This window comes from Clostridium sp., assembly GCF_016650035.1.
Lineage (GTDB): Bacteria > Bacillota > Clostridia > Clostridiales > Clostridiaceae > Clostridium_AD.
Map to the genome: position 1 here is coordinate 37839 of NZ_JAENWM010000019.1, position 12809 is coordinate 50647.

Below are 12809 nucleotides of genomic sequence, written 5' to 3' on the forward strand. Positions count from 1 at the left end.
AAACCGCCTTAATGTAACCTCCCAGATTTTTGTTTCATTTATTTCTTTCTATTAACTAGAGCTACAACTCTATTCATTTCGTTGTTAACTATCATATAACCTTCATCTACGCCCATACCTGGTTTAGCAAGACATTGATCTGCTCCACAACCCATAGCTATGTTTGTGCAAACTTCTGCAGATCTGTTAGTTTCGTTACATGTTCCACCAACGTATGCTCCTACTTTTAATTTTTTACAATATAACACTGATTCAATTATATTGTTAACTCCACCTAAATCTGGAGATTTTATTTGGAGCATGTGACCTGATTTTTTATCTGCAAATAGCACTACATCGTCGTATGTATTACACCATTCATCCGCAACAAGTTCTACATTTATTTTTCTATTATCAAGTTCAGCTGTTAGTGCAGCTAATGCATCAACTTGTTTTTCTCTATGCTCAACATCCATTGGTCCTTCTATTCTTAATTTGAAAGGCTTAGCTGCTTCTTCAAGTGTTGCTATATAATCACCCATAGCTTTTACATCATTGTTAAACGCAAGACCTATAGTTCCATAAACATCTATGTGGAATACCGGGCTATAATTTTCATCAGTTCGGAGTTTTATTACTCTAGCTCTTAACCACTGCACATAAGCAAGTAATTTTTCTCCCTTAAGTCCTAATTTCTCTTCTACGTTATTTATAAGTGCGTGAGGCATTACATCTACGCCTTTTATAATCATTTTATCTGCACTATTATATCTATCATCGCCTGATTGTGTGAAAATTGGAATTCTCTTAATGTCTACCCCAGTTTTATACTCATCACGTACGATTTCTGCCATAGTTACTTTATTAGCTTTTGCTACAGCGTCTAGTATAGCTTGAGTTATTCCGTATCTCATTGCTGTATGAAGTCTTTTACCATTAACTAACATATGGTCAAATTCTTCTGCCATTTCTTTAAAGCTATTTAGTTCTCTACCTATTAATTTTGGAATTATTTCTTTTTCTAAAATCGGCATAAAATCACTTGCAAGGAATAATGGATCACGTCCGCCAGCTCCTGAATATTGTACTGCTGCACAATCTCCATAAGCGACCTGTCCATCTTCAAGTATAATCATTACTGATATTGATTCTCCAGCTTGTCTAATTGATTTAAATCCTTCTGTTGCTGGTTTACCAACATATGCGAAGCCATCATGTTCTGCTCCAGCTTTTATAGCCCTTTGATCGTCAAAATAAAATCCTGTGCTTCCAGTTGAACATACTACATCAATAATTTTCATATTCTACACCTATCCTTATATAAATTTGTAATGTGATATTAATCATTTGATTATTTTTTCTCCGGTCTTCCTATAAGTACTCCTTTTCCTACTGCAAATATATCATCTATAGTCATTTGAAAACTTACTTCTCTATTTTCAAAATTGGCTCTCTCTGAAAGTTTCCTAGTATTGAAATTTATAAGTTCTTGTGTAAATGGAACGTTACCAAATTTTAAGTATCTTATTGCTCCATTATTGTCTCTTGCAGGCATCATTTTACCAGCATTATATTTACTTGGTGCAAATGGTACATCAATTATTCCCATAGCAAATCCTTTAACTGATCCTATAGCAAGGTCGCCTTTACCTATTTCATATATCTTGTCTATCATACACTTTGTTTCAGCTTTTATTACTTCTATCTCTGTTTTAAGTTCTGGAGACATAGGCATTTTTTGACCTTGTAATAAGTTTAAAGTCATCTTTGTAGCTTTTATCCCTTGAGCATTAGCTTCTTTAGTAGGAATTCCTATAGCTTCATGAGTAGTTTTAACTATTACCTTTGTTGCTCCTGCAAGTGCAGCAGTTGCTGCTCCCGTAGATATTACTCCATATGCTTTTGCTTCATCAGCTGGGAATCCTCCCATCCATTGATGCATTACTGTTGTTATATATATATCTTTATATCCACTAGCTTTTAAGTATTCATCGCATTGCTGCTCTAAAGCTCTTATAGCCGCTACGTCTTGTATTAAGTTTCCACACTGACCATATCCAACTGTAATGTTTTTAACTCCTTGTTCAGCTGCAAGTAATGATTCAATTATCGCAACGGCATTTGATGTACTAGGTGGAACTAATGTCCCAGTTAAAGGTCCAAATGGTTCTCTGTTTATTGATATTCCATTTTCTTCGTAAAATCCAACAAGTCTATCACAATACTGCCAATCTAAAATTGATTTTGATAAAGTTGCATTTTTAGCATATGGTATATTGTAAGAAATACCGCCACCTTCATTTGAAGTCCACCCTGAAGCATGGGTAATTTCAGCGAGTAATCTTCCATCTGGAGTCCCATGTCTTGCTTCTAATGGAACATTTACTGCTTCAAAAACTTTTCTACAACCTTTAACTCCATGATTAACTCCTGGAAATCCATTTAAAAGTGACCTTCCTACTTTTCTACTTTCTTTAATCCCAATTTCACATTCATCATATCTGTTCTGTCTTGTATAACTATCTATTGTTGTCGGTAGTAAATCTGCTCCGCCTACTTGCTCTAAGAAGTTTAGAAGTTCGATATGCGTATCAACTAACGCAACACCAGCTCTTGGCTGTGCTAATGTCATTCCCTCTTCTTTAGCTTTTATTAATTTTTTTGCAAAGTTTTTGTGACCAGGAATTTGATTATTGTATTCTATAGCCTCGTCTAAATCTACTTCTTTTCCCGTTGGCCATTGGTTTAATACTTCTTTTCTAACCTCAAAGAACTCATCATTAGTCCATTTTCGATTTTTTAATTCCATTGGTATTCCTCCTAGTGATTATACTTTGACTAAATATTTTTTCATAATTCGAACAGCTTTATCTGGATAGTCTTCACACAATAACCCCATAGCGGATAATATATAAGTTTTATCTATAAAATACATTGAATCAACTGGCTTTAAATACATTGGGTTTGATACATCAAATGCTCCTGCTTTTAAAATATCTTTTGGATTCTCACTGTGTACTAGTACCCCACCTGTACCAATGACGTATTTTACATCCATAAGGTCTTTTCCTATTTGAGTATACATAGCTCCCATAGGTGTATATGCACTTTCAATAGTACCTACATGACGTTCCATAGATATTTCAGTTGCTACTTTTGCCATAGCTTCATCAAAATGAATTTGTTCCACAGTTTCTGGAATCATCATTATATGTTCTATTCTATATTTACAATTTTCATCTATATCAATTTTTCTTTCTGTGTCTCCTAAATATTTTCTCATTTTTCTGCTACCAGCTGCTTCTCTTAATGAAACTGCTGAATATCTCATACCAAGATCACCTTCAACTGTCCTTTTAGCAAAAGGTTCTTCAAGGCCGCGTACATTGACGCCAGCCTTAGTAGGTTCACCAACTGCAATTGAATGTACATCTGTGGTAGCCCCCCCAATGTCAATAATTATTAAATCACCTAGTCCACTTTCTTCGTCACTACCAGTGCTTAGATATCTTGCTGCCTTTAGAACCGCTGCTGGTGTTGGCATCAAAATGCCCTTTACAAATTTCTCTGCATTACTTAGCCCTTTAGCCTCTACTATTTTTTCCATAAAGACTTTTCTAATCTCTTCTCTGGCCGGTTCTACATTTAGTTCATTCAATTTAGGCATTACATTTTCTGTAATACTGAAATACATTTTAGCATCAGTAAATATTTGTCGTATCTCATCAGTTGCTACTTTATTTCCTGCTACAACGATTGGCAATTTAACATCATTTTTGGCTAACATTTTAGCATTATGTATAATACATTCCTTGTTGCCGCCATTAGTTCCACCTGCAAGCAATAAAATGTCTAAATCCGAATTTTTAATTTCCTGAATTTCAGCAAGTGTTAGTTCATAGCTATATACTTTTAATACTCTAGCACCAGCTCCAAGGGCCGCTCTTTTAGCAGCTTCTGCAGTTAAATCTGGCACTAGTCCAATAGCTATCATTTTAAGTCCACCCGCAGCTGAGGAGCATGCCAATTTGTTAATAAAATTAACATTTTTATCTTTTAAAATTTGTTCAATTTTTGAATAGGCCTTTTCAACGCCTATCATTATATCGTCATCAATTGTAGTTATATCCTTAGCAGTAGCAATTATTTCTTCTTTTTCTATGTCTACTGCAGTTAACTTTGTATATGTACTACCAAAATCTATAAGTAAATACGCATCCACCTATATCACTCCCAACTATTTTATAATAAACCTAATGCTTCTTTTAAATCATGTATTGTAGTTTCAAGTGTAGTACCTGGTGGATATACTCCATCAAATCCCATTGAGATAAATTTCTTGTAAACTTCTTCCCAATTTTGTTTTCCCACTACTATGTTTCCACCAACAAGTAACAATATACCTTTTAGTCCCGCTTCATCACATTTATCTCTCATGCCTCTGCAATCTATTTCTCCATGTCCGTATAATGAAGATACCACTATAGCGTCTGCATTAGTTTCTACAGCTGCATTTATAAAATCTTCTTGTGGACAAAGAACCCCTATGTTTATAACATTGAAACCCGCTTCCGTTAAAGCATAATCTAAAATCTTATTACCAACAGCGTGACAATCTGATCCTATTACTCCTAGAATTAAAGTCTTTTTTTCCATTTATAAAAAGCCTCCTAAATGATTTTTAATAAATTATTTTTTGAATTTTATCTCAATAATCTTTGATTTAAGCGCTTTTACTGAGCCATCATCTAGACTATATAAAAATTTGATTATTTCTTTATTACTAGAATTTAAACTTTTAACATCATTATATCTACCTGGGGATACTATCATTACATCCGATCTTTGTATTAAATCTTCAAGTTCATTATGCTCACTCGTGTTGGAGTATTCTATTTGAATTTCGGATAATCCAGCTTTTTCTAATGCTCCTTTTATTTTAATCATAAATTCTTTAGATATACATACAAATCCAAACTTTGTACTGTTACCATATCTAGCAATTTTAACTATCGGTTGCAAATCTGGAGTTATAGCAACTCCTAATATTTCTTTGTTAAGACCAATCGTTAAATTTGCAACCTCATTAATATGATTAAAAGTAGTTATTATAAACTCAGCAGATTTAATCTTTTCTTTCGATTCTTCATTCATCTGTATTAGATCAGTGATGGTTAAGGCAACTACGTTCATATTGCTATTAATACTAAGTTGCTTACTAAACGCTCTAGATTGTTCTATATTGCACTCTATATATACTACTTCGATTTTGTCCATAATTTCTTTTTTTTCATTTATCCTTTGAGTTACTAAGTCTAAGAACTCTTCTGGATTCATTCCAGTTTCAAAAGCTTGCTCTATTCCTAAATCAACAAATTTCAATATCTTATTTTTTATGTCTTGCTTTTCTAAGACATCAGTTTCTTCAACTACAAAGGTTCCCTTACCTTGATAAGATTTAAGTGCCCCATCTTGTTCCAAGTCATTATATGCTGCACTTACAGTATTTCTACTTACTTTTAACCTTTGAGACAATTCACGTTCTGTAGGCATTTTTGTTCCAACGCTTAGAACCCCTTTTTTTATTTCATTTCTAATCTGTTTTCTAACTTGAATATAAAGTGGCACTCCACTTTTTTTATCTAATTCGATATTAATAGAAACCCCCTCCTAAGCAAATTGGATTAATGGACTAATCCATTCATATATATAGTACCATGCGGTCCAATGCACATCAATATCCCTTATAGAGTGTTTGTAACTGTCTTTAGTGTTATAAGTGAATTAAGCTTCATTATCTAGCTTATCCTTACACATAATTCAATTTCAATCTATAATGATAATCTTTTGATTTTTTTATGAAAAGTTTTGTTATAAGGTTTTGATTTTATGGTTATAATTTTAAATTAATAATATTAAAATAGTATATAGATGCAAAGGGGGCCCATATGGCAAATAAAAATTTCTCTGTTATTATATATATTTTAAGTTCTATTTTAGTGCTAACTCTTTCATTATTTATTTATACAATCATTAGAAATAATCCTAATTTAAAGGCAGATGATGAATTAACTTTATCAAAATATAATGCGGAGAAAGTCTATAATGATTACACTGATAAACCTTCAAAAATAGCAACTTACACCAACACTAATAATGACCCCTTTAGTGTGGGCCTTAGTAGTGCAGATGTAGTTCTTGAATTCCTAAGTAACTCTTATGGGATTACTTATAAAGCTATATTTAACGAAGATGAAGCTAAAAATATAAGTTCCAGAGTTACCTTAGAAGAATATTCTAATTCGTATCTTCCGAAATTTAATTTTTCAAAAGATACTTTAATAACCCCCACTAGTGGCAGTAATGCAACTTCAATCTTTATAACTTTTAATGATGATGCCTCCTCAAATTTTTTATATGAAAATGGAGAATATTATCATTATAGAGGACTTCAAGTGGATAAAGATAATAATACCCCCGTAAAGCTTTCTAATGTTATAGTACAATTTATTAATGGTAACATTACTAATGACGAAACTTTAACTCTCTCTGAAAATTACGGTGACGGACTACTTTTTCGTGGTGGAAAGGTTTCACAAATTAAATGGTCTAGGCAAAAATATTCTGAAATAAGTCTTAAAACTGAAACAGGTGGTGAAGTTTTGCTGAATCCCGGTGCAACATGGTGGATTTTTGTTAATAAAGACCGCTCTGTGGCTTACGATTAATACCACGCTACAAATTGGCACTATATATAAAGTTCAATTCAAAATAAAACACATATTATTAACATAATATGTGTTTTTACTATAGATATTATTTAATTATTTACTCAGTAGTTCCATTAATATAAAATTCCCCTACGGATTTACTTATGGATTCTGCTATCTTTTCTTGATATATATCAGATTTTAATTTTTGTTCCTCTTCGTAATTTGATAAAAATCCACACTCCACAATCACACTTGGCATATTGTCATTTTCTCTTAATATCCTATAAGCATTTTTAGCAGGTTTTTGCACTCTCTTATTGCTACCATCTAAATCCTCCCTAAGGTTCTTCTGAATTACCCCCGCTAATATCACACTGTCCTTATAATCCGAATACCATACTTGCGCCCCATAATATTTACTCTGAGTAAAATAATTTAAATGAATGCTGATAAACATATCACAACTAGTAGATTCCTTCAAATTACACCTGTTAATTAAGTCTTCAATATATTTACCTCTTATTGTTCCACTATTTAAATAAAGTCCTGTGTCATCCTCTCTTGTCATTACTACCTCATAACCGGATTTTTGCAAATAAACTTTAAGTTTTGTTGCTATGCTTAAATTTATATTCTTTTCTACAGTACCATTTTTAGAGCTTGTTCCACCATCCATCCCTCCATGACCAGCATCAATGAGTATTTTTTTAATACCTGTTTGTACTCTCCTGTTAGTATACATAGTTTCTTTTGAAAGATTTATATTTACACCTATAAAGCTTGCCATCGCTATAATAATTACTACCACAACAGCTGTTAATTTATTGTTTCTATATTTCAATCTACCCACCCTTTTATTTATTGCTATCATTAATTTTATTCAAGTTACACATGATTTATTATTATTTATATGAATACTCAAGTGTAATGGGAATAAATAAATTTAAGTACACGTTTCAAGGCACAATAAAAACACCAACTAAAAAATTAGTTGGTGTTTTTATTTATATATTAAATTGTCTTATTTGTATAATACTACTTCAGCTATATTGGTTGAATGATCTCCTATTCTCTCAAAATTGCTTATGAGGTCTAGGAACATAGTCCCAACCGTTGCACCGCAGGAATGATTATTTAATCTTCTTATATGCGAAGCTCTTAGCTCTTTTTCTAAGCTATCAATCCTATTTTCTATTGCAACCATAGATTCTGCTTTTTTAATATCATTATTTTCAAAACTTTCAATACTAAACTCTAGTGCATTCACCACGTATTTATACATTCCATCTAGCTCATCTAAAGCCTCTTCAGAGAACTTTAAATTCTTTTGAAGCTTTTCACTAGTCAAGTCTGCTATGTTTTCAGCATGGTCTCCTATACGCTCTATATCATTTACAACATTAAACATAGAGGTTACTATTATAGTTTGTTGTTCTGACAATTGAATCGTAGAAAGTTTTACCAAATATGAAGTAATTTCATCTTCAAGTAAATTTATTAATTTTTCATTTTTATAAACAGTTTTTAACTTCTTTTCATCATTATTTACAAAACACATCATAGCAAGCTTTACATTATCTTTTGCTAAATTAGCCATTCTAACAACCTCTTTTGTAGTTTGACCAACTGCAATAACTGGTGTTTCTAGTAATCTGTCATCTATATACTTAACACCCATTGTTTGAACCTCATCTTCTCCAGGTATTATTTTATTAACAAGGAAAACAAAATATCTTATAAATGGAACCATAATTATTGTATTTGCTATGTTAAATATAGTATGAGCATTTGCTATTTGTCTTTTTACATCTGAAGCTCCACCTAGAGATATGGACTGTACAAATTGTATTAGAGGATGCATTAATGGTATAAAAATTATCGTGCCAAATATATTAAACATTATATGTATTAGAGCTGCTTTTTTAGCAGTTCTTGAAGTTCCTATGCTTGATAATAAAGCTGTTATACATGTACCTATATTATTACCAAATAAAATCGGCACTGCTACAGCAAGTGGAAGCGCTCCTGTAGAGGCTAATGCCACCAAAATACCAGTCGATGCGGAAGAACTTTGAATCACCGCTGTCATCAAAGCACCTGTTAATATTCCTAATAAAGCATTACCTTCTAATTTCATTATTAAAGTTGTAAATGCTGAAGACTCTGCTAGTGGGGCCATAGTATTCTTCATTAATTCCATGCCTAGAAATAAAATACCAAAACCTAATATAATATTACCTATTTCCCTAGATTTCTTACCTTTTGAAAATAGTATTGTTAAAGATCCTATACCTAAAAATATTGGTATTACAGCATCAAGCTTAAATGCAATTAATTGTGCTGTTACAGTAGTTCCAATATTAGCTCCCATAATAACCGCTGCAGCTTGATAAAGATTCATAAGCCCTGCATTAACAAAACCTACTACCATTACCGTGGTTGCACTACTACTTTGGATAACCGTTGTTATTATAGCTCCTGTAGCTACCCCTTTGACTGGATTAGATGTTATTTTTTCAAATATCTTCTTAAGTTTTTCACCTGAGGCATTTTCTAAACCATCACCCATAAGTTTCATTCCATATAAGAATAACCCCAGTCCACCAAAAAGACCTATAATCATATTTATAACATACATAAAACCCCTCCATATTTTTATCTATCGCGAGTATTTTTATCTATCCCAAATGTCCTAGTAATACGTATATATAATACTATAGCTTTAAAGTCTATGTTAAGTGATTTATATCATATTTAACATGAACTTTATTATTCTTAACACAAACATAACATAGAAACTCTTTACTTTTTGATTGTATTACTATTAGGAGCTTATGTGCTAATTTTATTAATCTAAACAAAAAAAAAGGAATATACGCCTTTTCCAAGTGTATATCCCTTCCTATGTACAAGACTATTATCTCTTTGAGAATTGAGATGCTTTTCTTGCTTTTTTAAGACCATATTTCTTTCTTTCTTTCATTCTTGGATCTCTTGTTAAAAATCCTGCTTTTTTAAGTTCTGGTCTTAAAGTTTCATCAGCTTTAAGTAGTGATCTAGAAATTCCGTGTCTTATTGCTCCAGCTTGACCTGTATATCCACCACCGTGCACATTTACTAAAATATCAAATTTATCTTTAGTTCCTGTGAGTACTAGTGGTTGATTAACTATAAGCATTAAAGTTTCTAATCCAAAATAATTTTCTATGTTTCTTTTATTTATAACAATTTTACCTTCTCCAGGTATAAGTCTAACTCTAGCAACTGATTTCTTTCTTCTTCCTGTTCCTATATATTGAACCTTTGCCATTATATTTCCTCCCCTCTAAGTTGATTAGTATTTAAGAACTAGTGTTTGTGGATTTTGTGCCTGGTTTTTATGTTCTGGTCCTCTATAAACTGTCATTTTTTTAATTGTTTGACGGCCTAATGGTCCTTTTGGAAGCATTCTTCTTACTGCCTCTTCAAATATAAACTCTGGTTTTTTAACCATTGCTATTCTATATGGAACTTCTTTTAATCCACCTGGATAAAAAGAGTGATGTCTTAACATTTTTTGGTCTAATTTCTTACCAGTTAAAACGATCTTTTCAGCATTTATTACAATGACAAAGTCACCTGTATCAACGCTTGGTGTAAATGTTGGTTTGTGCTTTCCTCTGAGGATTGAAGCTATTTGACTAGCTGCTCTTCCTAAAACTAATCCTTCTAAGTCTACAACGAACCAATTTCTTTCTACTTCTAACGGTTTTGCTAAGTATGATTTCATTATTTTCCCTCCCTGAACTTTTAACAATTGAATTTCTATGCTAAAGATCCGGGGCTAGTGGATCTTATTACACGATAACATATACAAACATTAATAAGTATAATACATTCTACCGGGTGTGTCAATGCTTTTACGCAGGATATTACCCTTTTTAGTGATTTATTTAATAAAAAACCTCTTCTAAACATAATCCGCAGGCCGGTGCTGATTTTCCAGCCTTTGCTCTCTGCTTTGATTCGATTATATCTTTAATTTCAACAGGTTTGATTTTTCCTTCTCCAACTCGAATTAGTGCACCTACTATTATTCTAACCATATTATATAAAAAACCATCAGCGGCAATATATATTTCTATTAAATCTCCATTTTTTATAATATCTAGCCTTGTGATAGTTCTTACAGAAGTTTTCACAGAACTACCTAGATTTCTAAATGCAGAAAAATCATGAGTGCCCATAAAATACTGCGTAGCAAGTTTCATGGCCCCTAGGTCTAATATTCTTTTATGATTATATATGTAATTGCGTCCTACTGCAATAGACTCACGCCTATTAAGTATAGAGTATCTATAGATTTTACCTGTAGAATCATACCTTGCATGAAATTCATGTGGAACCTCAGAACAATGTAAAATTACAATATCTAATGGAAGTTTACTATTAATAGCTCCTCTAAACTTTTCCGCAGATATAATGCTACTGGTATAAAAGTTACCTGTATAGCCCCTTGCATGAACTCCTGCATCTGTTCTACTAGAACCAATTATTTTAGTTTCTTCCCGCGTAATTTCGTAAATAGCAATCTCTACTTTTTCTTGAATAGTTATGGCATTCTTTTGTATTTGCCAACCCGAATAATTAGTTCCATCATATTCTATTATAATCTTTATATTTCTCAAGATTTCACATCCTTTTCTATTTATAGGAAACAGAATATTATGTTCTGCTAACAATAGTAATAACAAATAGAATTGCGAATGCAAAACTTGCTACAAAATCTTTTGTTGTTATCTTTAACTCTTTCATTCTTGTTCTTCCTTCTCCACCTTTATAGCACCTTGATTCCATAGCCATTGCAAGTTCATCTGCTCGTCTAAATGAGCTTATAAACAAGGGTACTAAAATAGGAATTAAACTTTTAGCTCGACTTATTAAATTCCCAGACTCGAAATCAGCACCTCTTGCCATTTGTGCTTTCATTATTTTATCAGTCTCATCCATAAGAGTAGGAATGAATCTAAGTGCAATAGTCATCATCATTGCAAGCTCATGGGCTGGCACACCTATTCTTTTAAATGGATTAAGCAGTCTCTCTATACCATCAGTGAGCTCTATAGGAGACGTTGTGAGTGTTAGTATTGATGTTCCAATAATTAAAAACACTAATCTAATTATCATAAAGGCTGCGATTATTAAACCTTCTTTATATACAGTTATAAATTTCCATCTCCAAATTTCTTCAGTTCCACTAGTCATAAAAATGTTCAATATCGCTGTAATAAGTAACAATACAAAAATAGGCTTTAGCCCCTTGTATATATATTTAGGAGATAAATTAGCTATCATTATGGTTGACAAAATAAATATAAATATAAATAGATAACCTAAAAAATTATTTACTAGAAATAGGTTAACAATAAATAGTAGAGATATGAGTATTTTAAACCTTGGATCTAATTTATGTACAAAAGAATCTCCTGGCATATATTGACCTATTGTAATATCTTTAATCATACAAATTCCTCCAATGTGTTGAAAGACCCGAATACTACTGTTATAAATGGCATCTTATTGGGATAAAAGAATTTATACTAGTCCGCCCTTAATATTCTAAGCAATTCTCGCTTAGCTTTTTCTACAGTAAATGTATCCTCGGATACATCGAATCCTTTGCTACGTAGTTCTCTAATTAGATAGGTAACCTGTGGTACTGCAAGCCCTACATTTTCTAATACTTGTATTTCCTTAAATATCTTCGCGGGAGTTCCATCTAGAATGCAAGTTCCCTCGTCCATTACTATAATTCTGTTTGCAACCTTTGCAACATCTTCCATACTGTGAGACACTAAAATTATAGTCATATTATTCTCTTTGTATAGCTGAACAATTTTACTTAATATATCATCTCTTCCTTTTGGGTCAAGTCCTGCTGTTGGTTCATCAAGAATTAAAATTGCTGGCTGCATAGCAACTACTCCTGCAATGGCGACTCTTCTCTTTTGACCACCACTTATTTCAAAAGGTGATTTATCCTTGTATTCTTCGTAATCTAGTCCTACTATTTTCATAGCTCTTTGAACTCTTTTATTTATTTCATCATTATCAAGACCTAAATTGTGTGGTCCAAAA

Annotated in this window: 13 protein-coding genes; 1 reads left to right on the forward strand and 12 read right to left on the reverse strand. The window is 32.3% G+C overall.

Translation table 11 applies throughout. The annotated features are described in order from the left end of the window. Positions 1-38 precede the first annotated feature (38 nt). From JJD95_RS06595 to JJD95_RS06615, 5 genes are read right to left on the reverse strand one after another with little or no spacing between them, the layout of a single operon-like run. On the reverse strand, positions 39-1280 hold the full coding sequence (locus tag JJD95_RS06595) for a methylaspartate ammonia-lyase (protein WP_291641569.1): 1242 nt from the start codon (positions 1278-1280) through the stop codon (positions 39-41). 50 nt (positions 1281-1330) lie between these two features. Then, positions 1331-2788, reverse strand: coding sequence for a methylaspartate mutase subunit E (locus tag JJD95_RS06600; protein WP_291641571.1), 1458 nt, complete (start codon positions 2786-2788; stop codon positions 1331-1333). 18 nt (positions 2789-2806) lie between these two features. Continuing rightward, positions 2807-4201: a methylaspartate mutase accessory protein GlmL gene (glmL, locus tag JJD95_RS06605; RefSeq protein ID WP_291641572.1), complete on the reverse strand. Its 1395-nt coding sequence runs from the start codon at positions 4199-4201 to the stop codon at positions 2807-2809. A 20-nt stretch (positions 4202-4221) separates the two neighbouring features. Continuing rightward, positions 4222-4635 (reverse strand): methylaspartate mutase subunit S, encoded by a 414-nt coding sequence (gene glmS, locus JJD95_RS06610; protein WP_291641574.1) that lies wholly within the window; start codon positions 4633-4635, stop codon positions 4222-4224. A gap of 33 nt (positions 4636-4668) precedes the next feature. Next, positions 4669-5607 (reverse strand): GntR family transcriptional regulator, encoded by a 939-nt coding sequence (locus tag JJD95_RS06615; RefSeq protein WP_291641575.1) that lies wholly within the window; start codon positions 5605-5607, stop codon positions 4669-4671. A gap of 320 nt (positions 5608-5927) precedes the next feature. Here JJD95_RS06615 and JJD95_RS06620 point away from each other — a divergent pair, with 320 nt between their 5' ends. Next, complete coding sequence (locus JJD95_RS06620) at positions 5928-6707, forward strand: DUF3048 C-terminal domain-containing protein (protein WP_291641577.1); 780 nt, start codon at positions 5928-5930, stop codon at positions 6705-6707. Between the two features lie 100 nt (positions 6708-6807). Here JJD95_RS06620 and cwlD read toward each other — a convergent pair whose 3' ends face one another. From cwlD to JJD95_RS06655, 7 genes are all read right to left on the reverse strand, one after another. Continuing rightward, on the reverse strand, positions 6808-7533 hold the full coding sequence (cwlD, locus tag JJD95_RS06625) for an N-acetylmuramoyl-L-alanine amidase CwlD (RefSeq protein ID WP_291641579.1): 726 nt from the start codon (positions 7531-7533) through the stop codon (positions 6808-6810). A 180-nt stretch (positions 7534-7713) separates the two neighbouring features. Next, on the reverse strand, positions 7714-9330 hold the full coding sequence (locus JJD95_RS06630) for a Na/Pi cotransporter family protein (RefSeq protein ID WP_291641581.1): 1617 nt from the start codon (positions 9328-9330) through the stop codon (positions 7714-7716). A 279-nt stretch (positions 9331-9609) separates the two neighbouring features. Then, the gene (rpsI, locus tag JJD95_RS06635) at positions 9610-10002 is read right to left on the reverse strand and encodes a 30S ribosomal protein S9 (RefSeq protein ID WP_291641582.1); all 393 of its coding nucleotides are present in this window, start codon (positions 10000-10002) and stop codon (positions 9610-9612) included. A 24-nt stretch (positions 10003-10026) separates the two neighbouring features. Continuing rightward, positions 10027-10461 (reverse strand): 50S ribosomal protein L13, encoded by a 435-nt coding sequence (gene rplM, locus JJD95_RS06640; RefSeq protein ID WP_291641583.1) that lies wholly within the window; start codon positions 10459-10461, stop codon positions 10027-10029. Between the two features lie 163 nt (positions 10462-10624). Then, a complete protein-coding gene (truA, locus tag JJD95_RS06645; RefSeq protein WP_291641584.1) occupies positions 10625-11359 on the reverse strand; it encodes a tRNA pseudouridine(38-40) synthase TruA in 735 nt (244 codons plus the stop codon). A gap of 37 nt (positions 11360-11396) precedes the next feature. Then, on the reverse strand, positions 11397-12194 hold the full coding sequence (locus tag JJD95_RS06650) for an energy-coupling factor transporter transmembrane protein EcfT (RefSeq protein WP_291641585.1): 798 nt from the start codon (positions 12192-12194) through the stop codon (positions 11397-11399). Positions 12195-12271: 77 nt separating this feature from the next. Further along, positions 12272-12809: ATP-binding cassette domain-containing protein (locus JJD95_RS06655; protein ID WP_291641586.1), on the reverse strand; the 538-nt coding region annotated here is incomplete at its 5' end.

Excerpts from the sequence above, each read along its gene's own strand:
- rplM (WP_291641583.1), bottom strand. The coding sequence starts at position 10,461 with ATGAAATCATACTTAGCAAAACCGTTAGAAGTAGAAAGAAATTGGTTC.
- rpsI (WP_291641582.1), bottom strand. The coding sequence starts at position 10,002 with ATGGCAAAGGTTCAATATATAGGAACAGGAAGAAGAAAGAAATCAGTT.
- glmS (WP_291641574.1), bottom strand. The coding sequence starts at position 4,635 with ATGGAAAAAAAGACTTTAATTCTAGGAGTAATAGGATCAGATTGTCAC.
- JJD95_RS06600 (WP_291641571.1), bottom strand. The coding sequence starts at position 2,788 with ATGGAATTAAAAAATCGAAAATGGACTAATGATGAGTTCTTTGAGGTT.
- JJD95_RS06650 (WP_291641585.1), bottom strand. The coding sequence starts at position 12,194 with ATGATTAAAGATATTACAATAGGTCAATATATGCCAGGAGATTCTTTT.
- JJD95_RS06620 (WP_291641577.1), top strand. The coding sequence starts at position 5,928 with ATGGCAAATAAAAATTTCTCTGTTATTATATATATTTTAAGTTCTATT.
- JJD95_RS06630 (WP_291641581.1), bottom strand. The coding sequence starts at position 9,330 with ATGTATGTTATAAATATGATTATAGGTCTTTTTGGTGGACTGGGGTTA.
- JJD95_RS06595 (WP_291641569.1), bottom strand. The coding sequence starts at position 1,280 with ATGAAAATTATTGATGTAGTATGTTCAACTGGAAGCACAGGATTTTAT.